Source organism: Bradyrhizobium sp. Ken01 (assembly GCF_055807355.1).
In genome coordinates this window covers 21,432-42,946 of the sequence record NZ_JBVVPC010000047.1, presented here as the reverse complement: position 1 = coordinate 42,946, position 21,515 = coordinate 21,432, and the positions used below count along the sequence as shown (strand labels likewise).

The window sequence follows — 21,515 nt, the reverse complement described above, 5'->3', positions numbered from 1 at the left end:
GCGTTTGATGCGATGGCCCGCATCACACCAACGGTGTCGTCCTGGCGAAGGCCAGGACCCATACCGCGAGGTGCATCATTTGAATGACGCGGGAGTACCGAACTCCGAATTTTCGCCAAACTCTTCCCTGGGGTAATGGGTCCTGGCCTTCGCCAGGACGACGTTGGGGAGAGAGTGGAACAAAGCAAAGGCGCCTGAGCACTCAGGCGCCTTTTGCATCACTGCAACCGCCGCTCAGCTCCGGCCATACCCCGCCGCTTCCAGGATCAAATTCGCCACCTCCTTCGGATGCGACACCAGCGAGAGGTGGCCTGCATCGAGTTCGATCGTGGTTGCGTTCATGCGCTTGGCGAGGAAGCGTTCGAGATCGGGATTGATGGTGTAGTCGTTCTTCGACACCGCGTACCAGCTCGGCTTGGAGTGCCATGCCGCCTCGGTGGTGCGACCGGCGAAGATCGAGGCGGCGGTCGGCCATTGCACGGCGTAGAGCTCCTTGGCCTGCTCCGGCTTCACGCCATTGGCAAAATACTTCAGGAAGGCGTCTTCCGAGAGTTTTGTGTAGCCGTCGCGCTCGACGACGCCGGCGCGTGCCGGTCCCGCCGGAAACTGCTTCGACAGCGCGACGAAATCCTCGTTGGCATCGGGCGCACGTGCGGCGACATAGACGAGGCCGCTGACCTTCGGGTCGGTGCCGACCTGGCTGATCACGGTGCCGCCCCAGGAATGCGCGACCAGCACGGTCGGACCATCCTGTTCGGCCAGCACGCGCTTGGTCGCCTCGACGGAGTCAGCAAGCGACGACAACGGATTTTGCACGGCAGTCACGTTGAGGCCCGCGGCCTGGAGGATCGGGATCACCTCCGACCAGCTCGAGCCGTCGGCCCAGGCGCCGTGCACCAGCACGACGTTCTTGGCCTTCACGGTCTGCGGCGTCTGCGCGTGAGCAAGGGTGAGCGGGGCCGCCAGCAGGCTCATGGCGACGAAAAAGCTGCGCCAGAAAGTCATGATCATTCTCCGTCTTGTTTTGGGTTCGATAGCCAAAGGACGACGCGCGGGCCGACGGCGTTACGCCAATTCACCGCTCTGTGATGCGGCGCAACAGTCCAGCACGGCCGTTCAGCAATCGATGACGTCCCGGCGACGGCCGAGACCATCCCTCTGGCAAGGTATGGCAGATCCGTCGTTCGGTATTTCTTCCGCGCACGATTGATCGATCTCGCGGCAGGATTCCCCCGGCTCTCGCCGGGACGAGGAGAGCCCAACAAAAAAACGCCCCGGGGCACCGGGGCGTTTTCGCAACCTGGAAGTGGCCGACGTGATTTACGCGGCTACCGAGTTCTCGATCACCTGTGCGCCTTGCGCACCGGTGTTGATCGCGATCTGGCGGGGCTTCTTCGCTTCGGGAATCTCACGGACGAGGTCGACGTGAAGCAGCCCGTTCTCGAGCGAGGCGTTCTTCACTTGCACGAAGTCGGCAAGCTGGAAGGCGCGCTCGAAGGCACGCGCGGCGATGCCGCGGTACAGCACTTCGGCCTTCGAGTTCTCGTTGGCGACTTTCTCACCCTTGATCGTCAGCGTGTTTTCCTTCGCGACGATGGAGAGCTCATCCTTGGCAAAGCCCGAGACCGCAACGGTGATGCGGTAGTCGTTCTCGCCGGTGCGCTCGATATTGTAGGGGGGATAACCGGGGCTGCCGTCCGAACCGGCCTGGTCGAGCAGGTTGAAGAGGCGGTCGAAGCCGACGGTGGAACGGTAGAAGGGGGTGAGGTCGTAGGTACGCATGGTCAAGTCCTCCATTGAGCGACTGTTGAGTAACCCGCCCGCCAATCGGGCCGGGCTTTCGTCTGTGTGCAGCCTGATGTTCCGGTTCCGAAACACTGGTAGCGGCCTGCACCAAGGTGATATGGGTTGAGGAGAACGGCGTTCAAGAGGGCGGATACTTAGCCTTTTCGGCGCTCCCGCCCCCTGATTTGCAGCACTTCGTGCCCAAGCCCTCCCCATCATGACGCTGGTCTCGATACCATCCAATCCCGTTCCCGAAGACGTCGTCAGCGGCACCATCAAAACCCCTGATGGCGTCGAGCTGCGCTTTGCGCGCTGGGCGCCGCCGGCGAACCGCAAGGGCACCGTCTGCGTCTTCACCGGACGCAGCGAGCAGATCGAGAAATATTTCGAGACCGTGCGCGATTTGCGTGACCGCGGCTTTGCGGTGGCGATGATCGACTGGCGCGGGCAGGGCCACTCCTCGCGTCGCCTGCGCGATCCGCGCAAGGGCTATGTCCGCGACTTCGCGGATTTCGAGATCGACGTCGAGACCTTCGTGCAGCAGGTGGTGCTGCCGGATTGCCCGCCACCCTTCTTTGCGCTCGCCCACTCCATGGGCGGCACGGTGATGCTGCGGGTGGCGCATGCGGGCAAGCGCTGGTTCGACCGCATGGTGCTGTCTGCGCCGATGATCGACCTCCCCGGCCGCGCCACCTCGTTTCCGGCGCGGGCTCTGCTGAAGACGATGCGCGTGTTGGGGATGGGCGGCCGTTATGTTCCCGGCGGCAGCGACCAGATCACCGGGCTCAATCCCTTCATCAACAATCCGCTGACCAGCGATCCCGTGCGCTATGCGCGCAATGCCGCGATCCTGGAGGAGGATCCGACCCTCGGGCTGGCGTCACCGACGGTTGCGTGGGCCGATACCGCCTTCCGCGCGATGAACACCTTCAAGGGCAAAAACTACCCGTCCGAGATCCGTCAGCCGATCCTGATGCTGGCGGCCTCCAGCGACACCGTGGTCTCGATCGCGGCGATCGAGGAGTTCGCCTATCATTTGCGCGCCGGGTCCCATCTCGTGATCGCCGGCGCCAAGCACGAGATTCTCCAGGAGCAGGACCGCTACCGCTCCCAATTCTGGGCAGCCTTCGACGCCTTCGTGCCGGGCACGCCGCTGTTCAAGTGAGGATTTGAAGTGAATGGCTGCTGCGCGCGAGGTGCGCTCCCTCGCCTCGCTTAGTTCGCAAGACCCTCATGGTGAGGAGCGCGGAACGCGCGTCTCGAACCATGAAGGCCCGGCTCTCGCCCGCGGCTATCTTTGGAGACGCCCGCTTGTGCGGGCTCCTCAGGATGTGGGCGGCGTGCTTGGGACAGAGCTCGACTACAGCGTTTTCAGATACTCGATCAGATCGTAGCGCTCGTTGTCGTCCTTGAACACGCGACCGATGACGCCGGGACGTTTTTCCTCGCCCGGCTTGCGCTCGAAGGAATGGCCGAGCACGCTGTTGCCCTGGATCGGATCCTTCTCCGAGCCCGCCGAGAATTCGGTTTCACCCGTCTTGCATTTCTCGTCGGCGGTGACCGCAAAGCCGACGGTGATGGGATCATAGTCGCGGCGGCCCATGCAGAATTTTTGCGGGCGCTCGCTCGCAGGCTTCAGCAGCCAGTAGAGAGACGGCACCGAACCGTTGTGCAGATAGGGCGCCGTGGCCCAGATGCCGTTCAGCGGCCGTGCCCGATAGCGTGCTCCCCCCACCGGATTGAGGCAGTTCTTGCGCGCCAGATTCCACAATTTCGCCCGCTCGGCGTCCGGAGTCTTCTCGTCGTCCATCCATTTGCGGGCGACGAGATCCACCACCGTCATCAGCCCGAGCGCATATACCATCTCGGTCGGCGAGCTCGCGGTCGAGACGTCGCATTGCCACCATTTCTGGAGGTCGGCCGTATTCACCTTCAGGAAGCCGGGCAAATCGACGATCCTGTTGCTGAGCACGAGCGACTGTTCGGGATCCGTCTTGATCTCGTCGAGAGGGATCGTCACCGCGTTCAGCACCTTGCTGTCGCCGCTCGGCTCCCAATGTCCCGAAGACCAGAAAGCCGGGGTGTCGATCGCCGGCAAATGGCATCCGGAACACATCTCAGCGTAGATCTTGCGGCCATTGTCGATCTTCTTCTGATCGAGCCTCCAATTGTCGCCGAGGATCTGCGAGGGCCATTTCGGCGCCAGCAGGCCGCCGAACTTCGGACCGGTGGAGGGATCTGCCGTCTTGAACGGATCTGGCCCCCTGAGCATGTCCTCGATCCAGCCGAGCGTGTTGATATGAACCGAGGAGCGCCACAGCCTGTCCTCCGGGTAGGCGTCGGACAGGTTGAGCAGCGCGGTCACGCCGAGGGCTTCGCCGGCGTTGCGGATCAGCGGCTGCTCGATCGAGGCGTCGTACTGGGCGAACTTGAACCAAGGCACGGTCCAGATCGGGGGATAGCTGACCGGGGCATCCTGGGCGTGCAGGTTCTTCTCGAATCCCTTGAGCCCGCTCAGCGCGAGATCCTGAGAAAACACCTGATTGCCGATGCGATTGAGAGCGTCGAGGCGACCGAACCCCTCCTCGGTGTCCTGCTGCTGCCTGCCGTTCCAGGTCTTCTTGGCTTCGACCGTCTTTTGCTGGAGCTGCGCCCAGTCGATCAGGAAGTTGCCGATCGCGCTGAGCTTCTGCTTGAGCGCGTTGCGGTCGGTCTTGCTGGCATCGGGGCCGAGCACGCGATCGGCGAAGCGCTGGAAGCGGAACGGCACGTAGAGCGTGTAGGCGATCGACAGGCCGGTGGAGAGCTCGAGCTTCTTCAGGTCGGTCATGGCCGGGCCGCCGTCGAAACGTACGTCCACGCCCTGGTAGTGGATCTGGCCGGTATGGCAGGCCGCGCAGGTCAGCCCGATCTTGTCCTCCTCGCGACGGCCCGTCGCGGGATCGACGACACCGGTCATCCGTGCGAAGCCGACCGGCAGGCCGTCGACGTTCTCCGCCGGCGTCCATCTGGTCGACCAGTCCGGCACCTGCGTCGTCTCGTAGACATTGGCGTAGCCGAAGCGCCGCAGTGACGTCGCGTCGGTCTGGATCGACTGCGGGCTCGGAATGAACCCGAAGCGCTCGAGATAGGCGCTGTCCGTCATCATGCCCGGCCGAGAGAACAGATGCAGGCGCGGCTGCTCCAGGGCCATGAACCATTCATAGGGCACCGGGAAGGTCGCGGTGCCCTGGCTGGCATGGTGAAACCAGTGCCTGTCCTTCAGTGACCAGTTCTGTTCGAGCCAAAAGGCCGCCTTCGTTTCGGGGATCGTGGGCAAGGGCGGCGGCAGGAGATTCACGAGAATTCCCTTTTGCGGCAGCATGGCACGCACCGGGTCGGGGAATTCGGCGACCGCAACGAGCAAGGCGAGACCGAGGACGACGAGCAGGGCCGCAACCTTGAAGGCGCCCCGCACCACGCGCTGGCAGGTCGACACCGGCTGCGAGACGAGCCGCTGGTTGATGCGAGCAGGGAATTGCCGCTCGTTGAACAGAGTGCGCACGTCGGCCACGCTGAGATAGCGGTCCTCACCCGCGCCCTTGCCCACGATCTTCAGGAGGATCGGCCATTCGAACTTCATCAGCAGGGGGTAGTACCAGCGCGCGGCGCTGCCGGCCCGCTTCAGGTTGTCGCGCATGAAGACGCCGATTTCCGAGGCGTTGAGACCGGGCTCAGAGCCGCCGCCGTTCGGATCCTGGTAGTTCCGGCCGAAGCTCGCAAATCGCGCGAGCTCGTCCTCATCGACCTTGCCGTCGACGCCGAGGACGCGCGAGCCGGCACCGCGCTTGTCGAGAGGGCCGCCACGCAACGCGTCGAGCTGCGCGCCCGAAAATATGCTCTTCAGGATGTGACCGAGACCGTTGGCGATGAGCGCGACGCCGCGGACCTGGATGCGGGCCGAGACCTTCTTCAGCCCGGTCTCGCCGCTCGCATTCGCGATCGTTTGCGACAGCGTGCCGAGCGGGACGGTTCCGCCGTCAACAAACCCCTCGCCGACGAGGCCGCGGAGGAATGGACAAGGATTGTTCGGCGAGACCTGGATCGAGGGGTCGAAGGGGGGCTTCGGAGCGGAGTCATGCATGGCCCAAAATCCTGAAAACGGCGAATCGTGAAATACAGACGCGGCGATAGAGCGCGGAAAGTTCTGACAAACCGACAATACATTATACTACTTCAGCGTGTAGCGGAGTGTGGCTGAATTCACTGTCGTGTCAATCAAAGGCGGAGGGGACATTGCCGCGTGGCCGCGGCTGGCCCTCAGGATTCGACGACGGGTTTGACGTCGCTCGAGACCAGGGTCAGTTTGCCGAGCGGCACGCCCGCATTCAAGAGTCCGGTGCGGTAATGGGCGAGGTCCTCGGGCCGCTTCCAGTGGAAATTGCGCAAATGACGGTCGACATTCAGGGTCGGGTAGTTAGCCATGAGCACGCGCGTCGCCTCGACCGCCTCGCCGGCGCGTCCCAATTGCGCCAGCGCCGCGGCGCGGATCGCCAGCGCCTGCAAATGGTTCGGGTTGATGTAGAGCTGTTCCCGGGCCCATGACAGGGTCGCGTCATATTGGCCCAGCAGATAATGGCTGAAGGCGTTCAGCGCGGCCCATTGGTAGCGCGGATCGCTGTTGTCGCGCTGCGCGGCCATCGAGAACAACTCGATCGCCTCGCGGTGCTCGCCGATGGCGAAATGGCAGATGCCGAGCACGCCGCGCGCGCCGTTGTCGTAGGGGTTGAGCGCGACGGCGCGCTTGGCGGCGTCCATCGCGGCCTCGTAATGGCCCTCCAGCGCGTGGGTCCAGGACAGGATCGAGAACGCAAATGACGAACGTGGGTCGAGCCGAACGCTGGTTTCGGCAAGCTTCATCGCCTCGGCCCACATCTCGCGCGTGCCCTTGACCCAGCCGAAGTGGATGCTCTGGATCTGGATCGTGGCGAGATAGGCGTGCGCAATCGACAGCTTGGGCTCGAGCCTGATGGCCTCCCGGAACAGGTCGACGGCGATAGCCAGGTCTTCCTTGGTTTGCCGATAATAGTGCGACAGCCCTTTGAGGAAGCGGTCCCAGGCGGTGACGTCGGTCGAGAGCCGCGCCGGCGCCGAGGCCTCGGCCCGGACGATCTCGGTGGCGATGGCGGCGGACAGGTTGGTGGTGATCTCGTCCTGCATCGCGAAGAGATCGCCGATGTCGCGGTCGTAGCGGCCTGTCCAGAGCTGCTCGCCGGTCTCCGGCGCGATCAGCTCGGCGGTGACGCGGATCTTGGCTCCGGCACGCCGCACCGAACCCTGGATCAGATAGCTGGCGTCGATCTCCCGCGCGATCAGGCGAGTGCTGACGTTGTTACCCTTGAACACGAAGGTCGAGTTGCGGCTCAGCACGCGATAGAAGGATTGCAGCGACAGCGCGTGGATCAAATCCTCGGTCAGGCCGTCGGAGAAATACTCGTCCTGTGCGTCGCTGAGATTGGCGAAAGGCAGCACGCCGACGATCGCGGTGCGATACTGCTGCGAGAGGGCGGATGCCTCCCTCAGCGCGGGCGCAAGCGCCGGTGCACCCTCAGGCGTCCAGGTCCAGACCCCGATCGGATCCTTGATGTTCTTGAAGCGGTGGTTGCCGGCATCAACCAGCGGCACGGTGAGATGCTTGCCGGCCTCCTTGTAGGCCTTGGCCGAGATCGCGAAGCCGCCGGGGCTCGCCACGGATTCGAGGCGGACGGCAATGTTGACATCGTCACCGAAGACCTCGTCCTCGTCGGCGATGACGTCGCCCATGTGGATGCCGAGGCGAAACTGCATGGCGCGATCGGCGGGCAGATGGTGATTGCGCTCCGCCATCAGCGTCTGCATCGCGATCGCGGCCTCGGTGGCGCCGACGATCGAGGGGAATTCCAGCAGGAAGCCGTCGCCGGTGTTTTTGACGACGCGGCCGCCGTGATTGAGGATGATGGGATGGATCGCACTGCGATGGGCCTTGAAGGCGGCATGGGTGCCGGCCTCATCGGTGCCCATCATGCGCGAATAGCCGGCGACATCGGCGCAGACAATGGCAGCCAGACGTCTTTCCATATTCCGGAGCTCCAAGAGACTTGCAAGAGACTTGGAAGAGATCGAGGACCGGCCACGGCGTGGCAGTTGCCTCGAATCCCACGTTCAAAGAACCCGTTCCTTATAGAGCAGATGAGGCTGAGCGAAAGTACGAACCGCATTGCAAATTCGAGGTAAATCCTCGGCAATCCCGGCAGTGGACGGGGACGAGCGAACCCACTAAGCCGGCCTCTTGGGCCATGGTTGGGCGACGGAGGCACGTAACACATGCTGGGCATTCACGAAATCTGGCTCTTCGTCCTGTCAGGCGTGCTGCTCAACATCACGCCGGGGCCTGATACGGTCTATGTGATCGGCCGCAGCATGCAGCTGGGCTGGCGAGGTGGCGCCGCGGCCGCGCTGGGCATCAGTTGCGGCTGCTTTTTCCACGTCGCGGGCGCAGCGATCGGCCTTTCGGCCCTGCTGATGGCCTCGTCGACCGCGTTCTCGATCCTGAAGCTGGTCGGAGCAGCCTATCTCGTCGTGACCGGGCTTCAGATGCTATGGTCGCGCCCGGTGCCGGCCTCGGCCATCGACGAGCCGGTGCAAAGCTCGCTGCGGCGGGTTTTCCTCCAGGGCGTCTTCACCAACGCGCTCAATCCCAAGGTCGCGCTGTTCTTCCTGGCCTTCCTGCCGCAATTCGTCGCAGCCGACTCGGCGCACAAGCCGCTCGCTTTTCTGACGCTCGGCCTGATCTTCATCTGCACGGGAACGCTGTGGTGCCTGGTGCTGGCGGCGTTCGCGGCAAGGGCCGCCCACCGCTTGCGGAGCTCCGAAGGCGCGGTCGCCTGGGTCAACCGTGCCCTCGGCGGCCTCTTCATCTATCTCGGTATCCGCGTCGCCATGCTGGAGACGCGGTAACGCCCTTTACGCGAATTCCTTCAGCACCGCGCTGCCGGCGAGATAGAGGCCGAGCAGGATCATCGCGATCAGGAACCAGCGGCGAAACGCTTCCGCCGGCATCCGCGCCCGCACCGTCTGGCCGATATACATGCCGGCAAACGCGCAGGCCATGCCGACGGCGCCCGGCACCGCATTGGCCGGCGTCAGCAATCCGCCCGCGGTGAGATTGAAGGCGAGCGCCAGTGTCGCTGTCGTGAAAAACACGCCGAGCGCCTGCACCAGCTCGTCCTTCTCCATGCCGATCGCCTGCATGAACGGCATCGAGGGGATCACCTGCACGCCGGTCGAGGCCGAGATCACGCCGGTGACCACACCGACCACGCCGCCGACCCATTTCTCGTTCTTTGGCGCAACGTGGAACTGGAATTTGTTCAGCCCGATGATCGCGTAGATGACCAGGAGGACGCCGAGCACGATCGTGCCGTAGCGCGCATGTGGGCCGGTGAGCGCGCCGGCATTGAGCCAGCACCCGATCACGGTGCCGATCATCAGCGGCCACAGCCGCCTCAGGATGTCGCGCAGATGGGGGCCGACGAAAGTCTGCCAGATGTTGGTGAGGATGGCGGGCACGATCACGATGGCGATCGCGCGGCTCGGCGCCATGCTCACCGCGAGCAGGCCCATGGAGACCGTCGGCAGGCCGAGCCCGACCACCCCCTTGACGAATCCGGCAATCAGGAAAACGGCGGCGATGAGAATGAGGAGCGGGTCGATCATATCTGCACATTGACCGATGCCACGCGTCGGCACAATCTGTAGGTTACGGAGAAAGCCTTTGTCTGAGACGAAGGCTGAAGGGACCGGGATGCGCTTCGACCTCGTCGACCTCCAACTGTTCATCGCGGTCGCCGACCAGCGCAGCATCACCCGTGGCGCGGAGCGGTCGCATCTGGCCCTGGCTTCGGCCAGCGCGCGCATCAAGGGGCTGGAGGATGCGCTCGGCGTCGCGCTGCTCAAGCGCGGGCGTCGCGGCGTTGAGCTGACCTCGGCCGGCGAGAGCCTGCTCGATCACGCCCGTCTCGTCATTCACCAGATCGACGCCATGCGCGGCGATCTGGCCGGCTTTGCCAGCGGCGTGCGCGCCAGTGTGCACTTCCTCGCCAATACTTCCGGCCTCTCGGAGCATCTGCCGAAGGCGCTCGCCGGCTTCCTGCGCGAGCATCGTGACGTCGCCATCGACATCGAGGAGCGCGAGAGCACCGACATCGCGGCTGCGATCACTGCAGGCGCGGCCGATCTCGGCTTCGCCGCCGAGCACGCGCTGCCCGATCATATCGAGCGCTTCGCCTTCAGCGAGGATCGCCTGACGCTGGTGACGTCCAGACGCGGCCCGTTCGCCGGCCGCCGCGCGATCGATTTTCAGGAGGCGGGCGCTTGCGACTTCGTGGGGCTCACCAGCGCCACCGCGCTTCAGGTGCATATTTCGAAACACGCCGCGCGGCTCGGCATGCGGCCGCATTACCGCGCGCGACTGCGCGACTTCGATGCGATCTGCCAGATGGTCGCCGCCGACGTTGGCCTTGCCCTGGTGCCCGAAGCCGCGGCCCGCCGCTGCGCGAAACTGATGCCGCTTGCCATGGTCCGCCTGCGCGATAGCTGGGCCAACCGCAAACTCGTGATCTGCGCGCGAAGCTTCAAGACGCTGCCACGCCCGGCGAAGATGCTGGTGGAGCATCTGAGGGCGGCGGCGGTGTGAGTTCTGCACTACTTCGCCGTCTCCACGCCAGCGTCCTTGATCACCTTCGCCCATTTCTTGGTCTCGTCGGCGATCAAGGCGCGAAAATGCTCCGGCTCATCGCCAACGAGCGTTGCCCCTTGGGCGGCGAGCTTTTCCTTCACCGCGGGATCCGCCATCGCCTTCGTGGCCAGATCATGCAGCGCGGTGACGATCTCCTTCGGCGTGCCCTTTGGCGCGACCATGCCGTACCAGTTCTCGATGCGCAGATCGGCAAAGCCCGCTTCCGCGGTGGTCGGCACGTCAGGCGCCGTCGGCGAACGCTCGGCCGAGCCAACCGCGATCGGTCGCAGGGCGCCCGCCTTGACCTGCGGCAGCAGCACGGGGAGATCCAGAAACGTCATCTGCACCTGCTGGCCCAGCAGATCGTTCACGGCGGGCACCGCGCCGCGATAGGGCACATGCACGATGTCGATCCTGGCCGTCAGCTTGAACAATTCGCCGGCGAGATGCGGCAGGCTGCCGGGGCCGGAGGAGGCGAAGTTGAGTTTTCCGGGCTGCGCCTTGGCGAGCGCGATCAATTCCGCGATGTCCTTTGCGGGGACGTTGGTGGCGACAACGAGCATTTCCGGCACGGTTGCGACCAGAGTCACCGGCGTGAGGTCGTTGAGCGTATCGTAGGCGACCCTTTCCATGCTCGGGCTGATCGCCAGCGCGCCGGCGCTGGAGATCGCGATGGTGTAGCCGTCGGGTGCAGCCTTGGAGACGGCATCGGTGCCGAGCACGCCGCCCTGGCCGCCGCGATTGTCGATCAGCACCGGCTGCCCTGACAGCTCCGACATGCGCTGGCCGATCACCCGCGCGATGATGTCGTTGGGGCCGCCGGCCGGGAACGGCACGATCAGCTTGATCGGCCTGGCCGGGAAATTCTGGGCGCAGGCGAGTGTCGGAAACAGAAGCAAGGCGGCGAAAAGGAGCGTGCGCCGGTTGGTCATGCAGGCTCCTGTATCGCTTATCCGTTCAGCAGTTTCAGTGCTTCTTCGTGAACCCTGGCGTCGCCGGCCGCGACGATGCGGCCGCCGCCCTGCGCCGGCTTGCCTTCCCAGGTGGTGACGACGCCGCCGGCGCCGGTCACGATCGGGATCAGGGCCGCGATGTCGTAGGGCTTCAGCTCGGTCTCGACCACGAGATCGACGTGACCTGCCGCCAGCATGCAATAGGAGTAGCAGTCGCCGCCATAGCGCGACAGCCGCGCGCCCTTCTCGATGCGGCCGAAGATGGCGCGGTCGCGCTCGTTCATCAGCAGCGGGCTGGTGGTGTAGGTCGTCGCCTCCGACAGCGAAGCACAGCGCCGGACCTGGAGCCGGCGCTCGCCGGAGGGGCCCTTATAGTGTGCCGAGCCGCTGTCGCCGGAAAAGCGTTCGCCGATGAAGGGCTGGTGCATCATGCCGTACACCGGGGTGCCCTTGTGCAGGAGAGCGATCAGCGTGCCCCAGATCGGAAAGCCGCCGATGAAGGATTTGGTGCCGTCGATGGGGTCGAGCACCCAGACATAGTCCGAATCCTCGCGCTCGTTGCCGAATTCCTCGCCGACGATGCCGTGCTGGGGAAAGTTGGCCTTGATCAGACGCCGCATCACCGCTTCCGCGGCGCGGTCGGCCTCGGTCACGGGGTCGAAATCCTTGGTCTTGCTCTTGTCCTCGATCGACAGCGAGGTGCGGAAGAATGGCAGGATGGTTTCGCCGGAGGCGGTGGCGAGCCGTCCGATGAAGGCGGAGAAATCGATCACCGTCACGGCGTATCCTCAAAAAGCGAAAGTCGGGTGAAGCTCACTCCTGCCTAGCTCAAATCGGAAGGATCGTGCAGCGCTGTCTTGGTTTTGCACCCTGGTATTTTGGATGCGGGAAGCGTTCGCCTCGTCAAAGACCCTCGCTGGGCAAATATCGATCATTGAGTTGAAACCTTAGTTCCGGATCTGCCTCGTTGGTATGCAAATGACTATCAACCCATTGAATTTCCTTATCAAAGGAACTGAATCTGGGTTTCTCTGGAAGCAACCGAGCTATGTCCTCATTGCATGGGAAACCGCTCGAAAGCCCTTGCACTTTGTGCGTCGCGGCCGCATATTGTTGCGGTGCGGTAGCGCTTCTCGCGTTACTGCTGCCCTCCTTGGGCGTTTCCTCCCTAGACTTGGGCCGCTTCTTCATTAGAAGCGGCCCTTTTTTCTTTCAGCCTCTCATTTCTTTCAGCGTCGGCTTTCATTTCAAGGCGCGCCGCGAAACGCGCTCGCGCTGATCGCACCCAACACAATCCTTCCAAGGAAACGTCGCGCCTATTCCGCCGCGGCCTGGAACGGGCCGAGATCGCCGAACGGGACCGTGGTCGCCAGCACGTCGGCGAGCACGCCGAAGTCCGACGCCACTTGCGAAAAGCGCGGACTGCGCTCGCGCCGCCGTTCGTCCATGTAGATTGCGCGGTTGAGCTCGAGCTGCACGGCGTGCAGGCCACTGGCCGGGTTGCCGTAATGCTCGGTGATGAAGCCGCCGGCATAGGGCTTGTTGCGGCCGATCGAATAGCCAAGCCCGGCCATGGTCTCTTCGACCCGATCGGGCAATAGCGGCGTGCAGCTCGTGCCGTAGCGGTCGCCGATCACGATGTCGGGCCGGCGCGGCTCATCGCGGGAGACGCCGACCGAGGGCATCGAATGGCAGTCGACCAGGACCACGGTGCCGAACATCTGGTGCACCTTGTTGATCAGCCGGCGCAGCGCGCGATGATAGGGCTTGTATAGCGTCTCGATCCGTCCCAGCGCGTCGTCGACCATGATGCGCTCGCGATAGATCTCCTGGCCGTCGCCGACCACGCGCGGAATGGTGCCGAGCCCGCCGGCGACCCGCATCGAGCGGGTGTTGGCAAAGCTCGGCAGGCGCCCGGTGAACATCCGGGGATCGAGCTCATAGGGCTCACGATTGACGTCGACATAGGAGCGCGGAAAATTGACCCGCACGGTCGGAAAGCCGCGCTCGCTGAGATGGCCGATCAGCTCGTCCATGAAGGAATCTTCGGAACGCCGCAGCGTCGGCAGGTCGATCCTGGAGGCGCTGAGGAATTCGTCCGGATAGGTCGAGCCCGAATGGGGCGAGTTGAAGATAACCGGCGCGCGCCATTGCGCGGGCTCAACGATCTCGAACGCTGGCGACTTGTCGCCGTCAAACCGGGTCATCTTCTCAGGCTTCATCCCTTGGTGTCAGGCTTCGTCCCTTGGCAATCAGGCTTTGCCTCTCGGTATCAGGCTTCGCCCTTAGCGCCGCACGATCCAACAAGCCCCGGCACCGGTCTCAACGCATTGATTCGGCCGATCAGGCGGCTCTTATGTGTCGTCATTGTCCGGAATCGCAACCATCCTGCCAAGCGAAAAGATGAGATCTGCGCTGGAACATGTCTTAACCCTGCGGGCAGCGAGATGGGGACCAGCAGGTACGGCTCGATTGCTTCGAACTGCTTTCAGGTTCACAAGGGGGCCGGCAAGCACAGCCGGCTCAGGGTAAATATTTTCACCCCATATTTACCCTCCGTCGGGCTTAGTGACCTCTGCTGATATCCTCTGGGGATTCGACATTTCCGCCATGCCAAAGATCCTGCTCGCCGAAGACGACAACGACATGCGCCGTTTCCTGGTCAAGGCGCTGGAAAACGCCGGTTTTCAGGTCTCGTCCCACGATAACGGCATGGCCGCCTACCAGCGGCTGCGGGAAGAGCCGTTCGAGATGCTGCTCACCGACATCGTGATGCCGGAGATGGACGGCATCGAGCTCGCCCGCCGGGCCTCGGAACTCGACCCCGACATCAAGATCATGTTCATCACCGGCTTCGCCGCGGTTGCCCTGAACTCGGATTCGGACGCCCCCAAGAACGCCAAGGTGCTGTCCAAGCCCGTGCATTTGCGCGAATTGGTCAGTGAAGTGAACAAGATGCTGGCGGCCTAAATCGGCCCCCTTCCGTCCTTGCACCGGCTCCCCTGAGCCGTTATAGGGACCCGACCCGATCTAGACGACATCTAGGGCGCGTAGCTCAGCGGGAGAGCACTACCTTGACATGGTAGGGGTCACAGGTTCGATCCCTGTCGCGCCCACCATCCTTCGCTCGCGAAGCGAGAGAAGGATGTCGCGCCGAAGCCCAACGGGCGCAGGCGGACTTTTTGCCGCGAGCTTCGGCTCGGCAAGCCGCAATCTTCGCTCGCGAAGCGAGTGAAGGATGCCACGCCGAAGCCCAAAGGGCGCAGGCGGGCTGCCGCCGCGAGCTACGGCTGGGCAAGCCACCAATGTCATTGCGGCGAAGCGTGTCCGGCGTAGCTCGAAGAGCGTAGACGGACGTTTCGTCGGGACCTCGGTCCCGCACGCCACAACCTCCTATAGCAACATCGATGTGCTACCGTCGTCTCAGACGCGGGGCCGCCCATGAGCATTTCCGTCATCGAGCAAGCAAAGATGCAGGCGCAGGTGCTCGTGCCCCTCGTCAAGGCGCTCCAGGCCGAGCTCGGCGAGGCGCGTGCCAACGCGCTGGTGCGCAACACCCTCGGCGATCTCTATCGCTATTTCGGCGAGGAATTCTGGAAAGCCAAGAACGAGAGCGATCTCGGCAAGGCGGTGTCGTCGGCGTTCAAAACCTACGCTCGCGACGACGCGCTCGCCTATGACATCATCGAACAGTCGCAGGATTCATTCGCCTTCGACGTCACGCGCTGCGCCTATGCCGAGTTCTACAAGGCGCTTGGCGAGCCCGAACTCGGCTTTCTCCTGATCTGCACCGCCGACTTCGCGGCCGCGGAAGGTTTCGGCTCCGACGTCAAGCTCACGCGGACGCAGACGATCATGCAGGGAGCCGGCCATTGCGACTTCCGCTACCGGCGGGATGGAGAGGGATCACAGTGAGGAACACCAGATGATGCGGGTGAGCTGTCTTGCCGTGGCTGCGCTGGCGCTGATTGCGTCGCGGGCCGACGCAGCCATCATCGACTGGCAGGCTGAGCTCCAGCGCTGCCGCGCGCTGCGCGAAAGCGTGGCGCCACTGCTGCAGGCCGGCCAAGGAATATCCGCAGTCGGCCGCTCCAATACGGCCGTGCGCCGTTGCATCTGGATCCAGCGCCGGGCGGTGCGCAAGAAAATCCCCGGCGCGGAAACCTGGTAGCTACGCAGATCGGCATCTGCCCATCTCTGAACAGACGTGTCCGAAAAGACGTGTCTGCAAAAGACTTGCCTGAAATAGACTTGGACCCGCGCGCGATCGTCTCCATAATCGACGCGGAAAGTGCATTGCTGCGGCAATCAACCCGCCAACAAAAATGCGGCACACTGCAAGGGAACTGGAGACGCCGATGTTCAAAACCCCGAGTCCGAAATTCGTGATGGCGCTCGCCGTCGTCACAGGCCTCGCGATGGCGCAAGCACACGCGGATTCGTCGCTGCCGGTGGGCCCGAAAGTCGGCGATCAGGACCTGTCCGGCTTTTATCGCTGGTCCCAAGCCCTCCCCGAAAGTCCCGGCGTGGTGCTGCGCAAGGAGCCGATGCTGGCGCAGCCGGAGATCACGAGCGCCGCTGTCGCCGAACGCATCCTCTACACGTCGACGGATCTGCGCTGGCATGCCGGTATCGTGCCGGTGAGCGGTACGGTCTACCTGCCCAAGGGCGAGCAGCCGGCCGGAGGCTGGCCGCTGGTTGCCTGGGCGCATGGCACGCTCGGCGTGTCGGATTCCTGTGCACCGTCCTGGACCGGGCACAAGCCGCGCGATGCCACCTACATCCAGCGCTGGCTCGAGAACGGGTTTGCGGTGGTGGCGACCGATTATCAGGGGCTCGGCGGAGCGGGACCGCATCCTTATCTGATCTGGGAGGCGGAAGGGCGCTCCGTGCTCGATGGCGTGCGTGCCACGCTTGCCGAATATCGCGACAAGCTCGCTTCAAAGGTTTTCGTCACAGGACAATCGCAAGGCTCGGGCGCGGCCATGGGCGCGACCGTGATCGCGGAAAGCTATGCGCCCGACGTGCCGCTGATCGCCACCGTGGCCACGGGCCTGGTGTCCACGTTCCCCGATGGTCCCTACAAGCCGCCGCAGACGACCGCGATCGCCTCGCCGATCTATACGTCGCTGATGCTGCTCGGCGGCTCGTTGCCGGATGGCGCGCCGTCGGCCGACGATCTCGTCTCCGACAAGGGCAGGCCGGTCCTGAAGGCGGCGCGTGAAAGCTGCACGCCTGAGATGCGCGAGGTCGCGCGCAAGGACGGCATTACCGCCGAGAACGTCTATGTCGAGCCCATCGCCAATGTGATGGCGCGGCTGACGCCGATCACGGACATGAAGGCCGTGCGCCTGAAGGTGCCAGTGCTGCTCGGGACCGGTCTTGCCGATTCCACGCTGGTCCCGACGCGGCAATATGCCGAAGTTGCGGCGCTGTGCGCGGCCGGCAACGACGTGGTCTGGAAGACCTATCCCGGCGCGACACACAATGGTGGCCTCCACGCGGCCTTCCCGGATGCGCTCGCGTTCTTCCGCGGCATGCTCGCCGGACAAAAGCCGCAGGGCAATTGCGCGGGAATTGCCGAGCCCGGTGCTCCGGGCGAACCGGCGAAAGGCCTCGCTTTCAACGATTAACTCACCAGATACTTCGTCACCGCCGCCTCGTTCCACGCGATCCCGTTGCCGGGCTCCTCGCCCGGCAGCGCAAAGCCGTCCTTGATCTGCAAACGGGTCGCCAGCACCGCGTCGGCCCAGTCGACATATTCCAGCCAATGCGCGGTCGGCGTCACGCACAAAAGATGCGCGCTGATTTCCGAGAACAGATGAGTCGACATCTCGATCCCGGCGGCGTGCGCCAGCGCGGCGGCGCGGACCCAGCCGGTGACGCCGCCGATGCGCTGCACGTCGGGCATCACGTAGTCGCAGGCTTCCGCTGAGAGCGCGGTCTGCATCGCGAAGGCGCTGTCGAAATTCTCGCCGATCTGGACCGGCGTGCGCAGCGCGTCCGCAATACGGGCGTTGCCCTCATAATCGTCGTGACGAATCGGCTCCTCGATCCAGGTCAGGCCCTCATCGTCGAGCATCTCGCCGCGGCGGATGGCCTCGGTGACCGTCAGCGCCTGGTTGTAGTCGCACATCAAGGTCACGTCGTCGCCGACGGCCTTGCGCACCGCCCGCACCGCTTTCAGGTCTTCCCGCGCATCGGGACGGCCGACGCGGATCTTCGCGGCCTGAAAGCCCTCGGCCAGCAACTTGTGGGCTTCCTCCACCGCGGCACCCGCCGGCATGATGCCGAGCCCCTTCGAATTGTAGGCCCTGACCGGTTTCGGTGTGCCGCCGAGCAGGCGCGCGAGGGGCAGGTCGCGTGCGCGCGCCAGCGCGTCCCATGCCGCCATATCGATGCCGGATTGCGCCAGCCGCTGCAGGCCAGCGAGCCCCAGTAGCGTGAAGCGCTGGGTCAGCTTGCGCTCGATCTCGAACGGCAGCAGCTCGTCGCCCGCAAGCAGCTCTGACATTTCCGCGACCATCGCCGCCAGCGGCTTCAAGGCCGATGGGGTGATCGAGAACAGATAGGCGTGGCCGGTTGCGCCCAGGTCGGTCTCGCAGTCGATCAGCACCAGCGGCGCCTTTGCGACCGCCCCAGTCGAGGTCTGTAGCGGCAGTTTCATCGGCACGATCACGGAGCGCGCATTGAAGCGCTTGATGTGGATGGTCTCGGTCATTTGCTGGATCTCCCGGCGGAGTGAGTACAGATTAACGCCGATCTTTAAACATTCGCGATGAAACGAAAAGCGGCTTGGCGCGACCACCATGAAATGGGGTTGCGCGGGAGCGCGTTTGTTGGCTCTGTGCCGCAAATCCTCGGGTCCAAGACAAGAACGCTCACAACGGAGCCAAAGAGTGAAACAAGAGGTCGCCGAAGAGCAGCGCAAGAGCGGCATCCTGACTGGTGCCGCGATCGCCTTCCTGCTGCTCGCCCTGCCGCTGGCCGTGTGGCTGGATCTCACGGAGCTGAGCAAGACGGCGCTGCGTCGGCAGGCCGTCGATCTCAATTCGGTCATTACCAGCGTCCGCAGCTATTACGCGTCCAACGTGGTTGGCCGCATCCTCGCCAATCCAAATGGCTCGACGAAGGTCGTTCACAACTACGAATCCGTCCCCGGCGCGATCCCGATCCCGGCCACGCTGTCGCTGGAGCTTGGCCGAGTAATCGGGGCGCAGCAGGAGAACATCACCTACCGTTTCGTCTCGGACTTCCCGTTCCAGAACCGCGCCTCGCACCAGCTCGACAAATTCGAGAAAGACGCGCTGGAAGCCCTGCGCGCCGACCCCGAGCAGAAGATCGTCGAGACGGAGACCTCGCTGTTCAACGACAAGGTCCGGCTGATCGCGCCTGTCACGATGGGCCCAGCCTGTGTCAGCTGCCACAACAGCCATCCCGAGAGCCCGAAGAAAGACTGGAAAGTCGGTGACGTCAGAGGCATCCAGGAGGTGATCATCGCCCAGCCGATCGCCGCCAACATCTTCTCGTTCAAGTTCCTGCTGGCCTATTTCCTGATCGCCGCCGGCAGCGGCCTATCGTTCCTCTCGCTGCAGCGCCGCCAGGCCAGCCGCATCAAGGGCATGAACAAGGAGCTCGAATCCGCCAACGACTTCCTGGCTTCGCTATCGATGAAGATCTCGCGCTATATCCCGCCGCAGGTCTACAAGAGCATCTTCTCCGGCCAGAAGGACGTCACCATCCACACCGAGCGCAAGAAGCTCACCATCTTCTTCTCGGACATCCAGAACTTCACCGCGACGGCGGAGCGGCTCCAGCCGGAGTTGCTGACCCAGCTCCTCAACGAATATTTCACCGAGATGTCGGCGGTCGCCCACGAATTTGGCGGCACCATCGACAAGTTCATCGGCGATGCCATGCTGATCTTCTTCGGCGATCCCGAGACCAAGGGCGACCGCGCCGACGCGCAGGCCTGCCTCCAGATGGCCTGGCGCATGCAGCACCGTCTCACCGAGCTCAATGCGAAATGGCGCGCCTCCGGCATCGAGCTGCCGTTCAAGGCCCGCATGGGCATCAATTCGGGCTATTGCAATGTCGGCAATTTCGGCAGCAGCGACCGCATGGACTACACCATCATCGGTGCCGAGGCGAACCTCGCCGCGCGCCTGCAATCGATCGCCGAGCCCGGCGGCATCGTGCTGAGCTACGAGACCTTCGCGCTGGTCAGCGACATCGTCCGCGCCCACGCGCTGCCCGCGATCACGATGAAGGGCATCAGCCGCGAAGTCATTCCCTATTCGGTCGACGCGCTGAACGATGCGGCGGCCGAAAGGAGCGGGATCATCACCGAGCGTGCCCCGGGGCTGGAGCTCTATCTCGATCCCGCCGTGGTCAAATCCGGCGACGCGGCGCGGGTGCGCTCGCTGCTGGAGAACGCGCTGGCCTCGCTGAAGCCGGCGTGAGGAGCGAACTCACATAGCGGCTTTTCTGATCGAGAGAGTCCCCGTGTGGCACCCCTCTCCCTAACCCTCCCCCACAAGGGGGGAGGGAACGCACTTTTGATGTGGCGACATTGTCCAACGATCGCGGACGTCGATCATGGTACGACGTTGCTCCGTACTCCGCTCGGCTCCCTCCCCCCTTGTGGGGGAGGGCGGGGGAGAGGGGTAGCCCAGCAGCAGGTGGGCGTCAGTCACCTCACCGCGCCGCGCCTTCCGTGAAGGCCGTCTCGATCACGTCGCCGAAGGGTTGCCAGGAGCGGCCGTCGAACTGGACCAGCCGCATCTGCCTGATCGGCAGGTAGCTGTTTGCCGAGGTGTTCATCCTGATGTTGGGCAGGGCGACCGAGGGCTGATAATTCCTCAGCGAAGCCGCCTGACGCATGATGTTCTCGCGCGATACGTCGTCGCCGCACTGCTTCAGCACCTGCGTCAGCGCCTCTGCCGCGGCGTAGCCAAAGAGTGCAGCGCTGCTGTTGGTGCTTTCGTCGTGATGGTACTTGTCCATGAAAGTGAACCAGTCCTTCATGGCTGGATCGTCCTTCCACGCGGGATCGCTCGGGTCCATCAGGAAGGCCGCCGAGATCACGCCGGAGGAATTCTCCAGGCCTGCGGGCGCCATCGCATTGGCGATCGAGGCCGAGGCGTCATTGACGATGAAGACCGGGCGCCATTTCATTGCCGCCGCCAGCTTGATCACCTTGGACGCCGTCGACGGTACGCCGAGAAAGACGAAAATATCGGCGCCGGCCCGCTTGAGGATCGAGACGTGCCCGTCGAGATGCTCGTCATTGATGTCGAAGGCGATGTCGACGAGGACGAGACGGTTCAGATCGCCAAGTCCTTCCTCCATGCCCTTGAGAAGCGCACGCCCGAACTGGTCGTTCTGCCAGAGCACCACGATCTTCTTCCTGGGATAATAGGCCTGGAGATAGTTGGCGTAGATGCGCCCCTCCGACCGGTACGACGGCTGCCAGCCCATGGTCCAGGGAAACGCCTTGGCCTGGCTCAGCTCCTCGTCTCCGGAGGCGACGAACAGTTGCGGAATTTTCTTCGCGTTCAGATACCAGCGCGCGGCGAGATTGCCCGGCGTGCCGAACGAGCCGAACATCAGATGCACGTCGTCCTTCTCGACAAGATTGCGGGTCAGCTCCAGCGCGGTCGTCGGGTCGGAATTGTCGTCGCGGGTGATGAAACGGATCTTGCGGCCGTTGATGCCGCCGCGCGCGTTGACCATGTCGAAATAGGCCGCTTCCGCCTGGCCGATGGCGCCGAACTCCGAGAGCGGTCCCGAATACGGCATGACATTGCCGATGCGGATTTCGTTGCCCGCGGTGGGTTGATCGGCGCGTTGCTCGGACATCGCGCCGAGCGACGCGAACGCGATCATCGAAACGAACAGCATTCTGCCGGTGACGCCCATACTCAACACCTTGTCGTTGGCCCCCAACGAGGTCGGCTCGATCCGCAGCAAGGCGAGTTGATCTAGGTCAAGCGTTTGTCGAAGCTGTGGCTTGAACGGCC

The 21,515-nt window shown here is 63.9% G+C and carries 18 protein-coding genes and 1 tRNA gene; 9 read left to right on the top strand and 10 right to left on the bottom strand.

Annotation, left to right across the window (positions count from 1 at the left end):
- Window positions 1-234 precede the first annotated feature (234 nt).
- Both AC0L3S_RS31905 and AC0L3S_RS31900 read right to left on the bottom strand, forming a co-directional pair.
- On the bottom strand, window positions 235-1,005 hold the full coding sequence (locus tag AC0L3S_RS31905; RefSeq protein ID WP_473283602.1) for an alpha/beta fold hydrolase: 771 nt from the start codon (window positions 1,003-1,005) through the stop codon (window positions 235-237).
- A 315-nt stretch (window positions 1,006-1,320) separates the two neighbouring features.
- Window positions 1,321-1,782 (bottom strand): Hsp20 family protein, encoded by a 462-nt coding sequence (locus tag AC0L3S_RS31900; protein WP_007597127.1) that lies wholly within the window; start codon window positions 1,780-1,782, stop codon window positions 1,321-1,323.
- A 220-nt stretch (window positions 1,783-2,002) separates the two neighbouring features.
- Between AC0L3S_RS31900 and AC0L3S_RS31895 the strand changes: the two genes are divergently transcribed.
- Window positions 2,003-2,950: an alpha/beta fold hydrolase gene (locus AC0L3S_RS31895; RefSeq protein ID WP_018453339.1), complete on the top strand. Its 948-nt coding sequence runs from the start codon at window positions 2,003-2,005 to the stop codon at window positions 2,948-2,950.
- A 195-nt stretch (window positions 2,951-3,145) separates the two neighbouring features.
- On the opposite strand, the gene AC0L3S_RS31890 is transcribed toward AC0L3S_RS31895, so the two are convergent.
- Both AC0L3S_RS31890 and AC0L3S_RS31885 read right to left on the bottom strand, forming a co-directional pair.
- Complete coding sequence (locus AC0L3S_RS31890; protein ID WP_473283599.1) at window positions 3,146-5,908, bottom strand: di-heme-cytochrome C peroxidase; 2,763 nt, start codon at window positions 5,906-5,908, stop codon at window positions 3,146-3,148.
- 176 nt (window positions 5,909-6,084) lie between these two features.
- Window positions 6,085-7,881 (bottom strand): adenylate/guanylate cyclase domain-containing protein, encoded by a 1,797-nt coding sequence (locus AC0L3S_RS31885; protein ID WP_473283596.1) that lies wholly within the window; start codon window positions 7,879-7,881, stop codon window positions 6,085-6,087.
- Window positions 7,882-8,127: 246 nt separating this feature from the next.
- On the opposite strand from AC0L3S_RS31885, the gene AC0L3S_RS31880 reads away from it, so the two are divergent.
- A complete protein-coding gene (locus tag AC0L3S_RS31880) occupies window positions 8,128-8,760 on the top strand; it encodes a LysE family translocator (RefSeq protein ID WP_473265669.1) in 633 nt (210 codons plus the stop codon).
- A gap of 6 nt (window positions 8,761-8,766) precedes the next feature.
- Here the strand turns inward: AC0L3S_RS31880 and AC0L3S_RS31875 are convergent, their stop codons facing one another.
- The gene (locus AC0L3S_RS31875; protein ID WP_473283593.1) at window positions 8,767-9,519 is read right to left on the bottom strand and encodes a sulfite exporter TauE/SafE family protein; all 753 of its coding nucleotides are present in this window, start codon (window positions 9,517-9,519) and stop codon (window positions 8,767-8,769) included.
- A gap of 88 nt (window positions 9,520-9,607) precedes the next feature.
- Between AC0L3S_RS31875 and AC0L3S_RS31870 the strand changes: the two genes are divergently transcribed.
- Window positions 9,608-10,498: a LysR substrate-binding domain-containing protein gene (locus AC0L3S_RS31870; protein WP_473283622.1), complete on the top strand. Its 891-nt coding sequence runs from the start codon at window positions 9,608-9,610 to the stop codon at window positions 10,496-10,498.
- 8 nt (window positions 10,499-10,506) lie between these two features.
- On the opposite strand, the gene AC0L3S_RS31865 is transcribed toward AC0L3S_RS31870, so the two are convergent.
- From AC0L3S_RS31865 to AC0L3S_RS31855, 3 genes are all read right to left on the bottom strand, one after another.
- Window positions 10,507-11,472, bottom strand: coding sequence for a Bug family tripartite tricarboxylate transporter substrate binding protein (locus tag AC0L3S_RS31865; RefSeq protein WP_473283591.1), 966 nt, complete (start codon window positions 11,470-11,472; stop codon window positions 10,507-10,509).
- A 17-nt stretch (window positions 11,473-11,489) separates the two neighbouring features.
- The gene (gene hisN, locus AC0L3S_RS31860; RefSeq protein WP_473265672.1) at window positions 11,490-12,272 is read right to left on the bottom strand and encodes a histidinol-phosphatase; all 783 of its coding nucleotides are present in this window, start codon (window positions 12,270-12,272) and stop codon (window positions 11,490-11,492) included.
- A 537-nt stretch (window positions 12,273-12,809) separates the two neighbouring features.
- Window positions 12,810-13,700: an N-formylglutamate amidohydrolase gene (locus tag AC0L3S_RS31855; RefSeq protein ID WP_473283588.1), complete on the bottom strand. Its 891-nt coding sequence runs from the start codon at window positions 13,698-13,700 to the stop codon at window positions 12,810-12,812.
- Between the two features lie 403 nt (window positions 13,701-14,103).
- Between AC0L3S_RS31855 and cpdR the strand changes: the two genes are divergently transcribed.
- The 5 genes from cpdR (at window position 14,104) to AC0L3S_RS31830 (ending at window position 17,126) form a co-directional block, all read left to right on the top strand.
- A complete protein-coding gene (gene cpdR, locus AC0L3S_RS31850) occupies window positions 14,104-14,463 on the top strand; it encodes a cell cycle two-component system response regulator CpdR (RefSeq protein ID WP_007597092.1) in 360 nt (119 codons plus the stop codon).
- A gap of 74 nt (window positions 14,464-14,537) precedes the next feature.
- Window positions 14,538-14,612 (top strand) — tRNA-Val (locus tag AC0L3S_RS31845).
- A gap of 322 nt (window positions 14,613-14,934) precedes the next feature.
- Window positions 14,935-15,408 carry an L-2-amino-thiazoline-4-carboxylic acid hydrolase gene (locus AC0L3S_RS31840; protein WP_473283585.1) on the top strand — a complete coding sequence of 158 codons (474 nt, stop codon included), beginning with the start codon at window positions 14,935-14,937 and terminating at the stop codon, window positions 15,406-15,408.
- A gap of 10 nt (window positions 15,409-15,418) precedes the next feature.
- Window positions 15,419-15,664, top strand: coding sequence for a hypothetical protein (locus tag AC0L3S_RS31835; protein WP_473265675.1), 246 nt, complete (start codon window positions 15,419-15,421; stop codon window positions 15,662-15,664).
- Between the two features lie 187 nt (window positions 15,665-15,851).
- On the top strand, window positions 15,852-17,126 hold the full coding sequence (locus AC0L3S_RS31830) for a lipase family protein (RefSeq protein ID WP_473283583.1): 1,275 nt from the start codon (window positions 15,852-15,854) through the stop codon (window positions 17,124-17,126).
- On the opposite strand, the gene AC0L3S_RS31825 is transcribed toward AC0L3S_RS31830, so the two are convergent.
- Window positions 17,123-18,214 carry an enolase C-terminal domain-like protein gene (locus AC0L3S_RS31825; protein ID WP_473283581.1) on the bottom strand — a complete coding sequence of 364 codons (1,092 nt, stop codon included), beginning with the start codon at window positions 18,212-18,214 and terminating at the stop codon, window positions 17,123-17,125. The genes AC0L3S_RS31830 and AC0L3S_RS31825 overlap by 4 nt on opposite strands.
- 178 nt (window positions 18,215-18,392) lie before the next feature.
- Between AC0L3S_RS31825 and AC0L3S_RS31820 the strand changes: the two genes are divergently transcribed.
- Window positions 18,393-19,955 carry an adenylate/guanylate cyclase domain-containing protein gene (locus AC0L3S_RS31820; RefSeq protein ID WP_473283579.1) on the top strand — a complete coding sequence of 521 codons (1,563 nt, stop codon included), beginning with the start codon at window positions 18,393-18,395 and terminating at the stop codon, window positions 19,953-19,955.
- A 235-nt stretch (window positions 19,956-20,190) separates the two neighbouring features.
- Here the strand turns inward: AC0L3S_RS31820 and AC0L3S_RS31815 are convergent, their stop codons facing one another.
- Window positions 20,191-21,414 carry an ABC transporter substrate-binding protein gene (locus AC0L3S_RS31815; protein ID WP_473283620.1) on the bottom strand — a complete coding sequence of 408 codons (1,224 nt, stop codon included), beginning with the start codon at window positions 21,412-21,414 and terminating at the stop codon, window positions 20,191-20,193.
- Window positions 21,415-21,515: the final 101 nt, after the last annotated feature.

Bases quoted from the DNA above. Each gene is read 5' to 3' on its own strand.
- AC0L3S_RS31905 (WP_473283602.1), bottom strand. From the start codon at position 1,005: ATGACTTTCTGGCGCAGCTTTTTCGTCGCCATGAGCCTGCTGGCGGCC.
- AC0L3S_RS31900 (WP_007597127.1), bottom strand. From the start codon at position 1,782: ATGCGTACCTACGACCTCACCCCCTTCTACCGTTCCACCGTCGGCTTC.
- AC0L3S_RS31895 (WP_018453339.1), top strand. From the start codon at position 2,003: ATGACGCTGGTCTCGATACCATCCAATCCCGTTCCCGAAGACGTCGTC.
- AC0L3S_RS31890 (WP_473283599.1), bottom strand. From the start codon at position 5,908: ATGCATGACTCCGCTCCGAAGCCCCCCTTCGACCCCTCGATCCAGGTC.
- AC0L3S_RS31885 (WP_473283596.1), bottom strand. From the start codon at position 7,881: ATGGAAAGACGTCTGGCTGCCATTGTCTGCGCCGATGTCGCCGGCTAT.
- AC0L3S_RS31880 (WP_473265669.1), top strand. From the start codon at position 8,128: ATGCTGGGCATTCACGAAATCTGGCTCTTCGTCCTGTCAGGCGTGCTG.
- AC0L3S_RS31875 (WP_473283593.1), bottom strand. From the start codon at position 9,519: ATGATCGACCCGCTCCTCATTCTCATCGCCGCCGTTTTCCTGATTGCC.
- AC0L3S_RS31870 (WP_473283622.1), top strand. From the start codon at position 9,608: ATGCGCTTCGACCTCGTCGACCTCCAACTGTTCATCGCGGTCGCCGAC.
- AC0L3S_RS31865 (WP_473283591.1), bottom strand. From the start codon at position 11,472: ATGACCAACCGGCGCACGCTCCTTTTCGCCGCCTTGCTTCTGTTTCCG.
- AC0L3S_RS31855 (WP_473283588.1), bottom strand. From the start codon at position 13,700: ATGACCCGGTTTGACGGCGACAAGTCGCCAGCGTTCGAGATCGTTGAG.
- cpdR (WP_007597092.1), top strand. From the start codon at position 14,104: ATGCCAAAGATCCTGCTCGCCGAAGACGACAACGACATGCGCCGTTTC.
- AC0L3S_RS31840 (WP_473283585.1), top strand. From the start codon at position 14,935: ATGAGCATTTCCGTCATCGAGCAAGCAAAGATGCAGGCGCAGGTGCTC.
- AC0L3S_RS31835 (WP_473265675.1), top strand. From the start codon at position 15,419: ATGATGCGGGTGAGCTGTCTTGCCGTGGCTGCGCTGGCGCTGATTGCG.
- AC0L3S_RS31830 (WP_473283583.1), top strand. From the start codon at position 15,852: ATGTTCAAAACCCCGAGTCCGAAATTCGTGATGGCGCTCGCCGTCGTC.
- AC0L3S_RS31825 (WP_473283581.1), bottom strand. From the start codon at position 18,214: ATGACCGAGACCATCCACATCAAGCGCTTCAATGCGCGCTCCGTGATC.
- AC0L3S_RS31815 (WP_473283620.1), bottom strand. From the start codon at position 21,414: ATGGGCGTCACCGGCAGAATGCTGTTCGTTTCGATGATCGCGTTCGCG.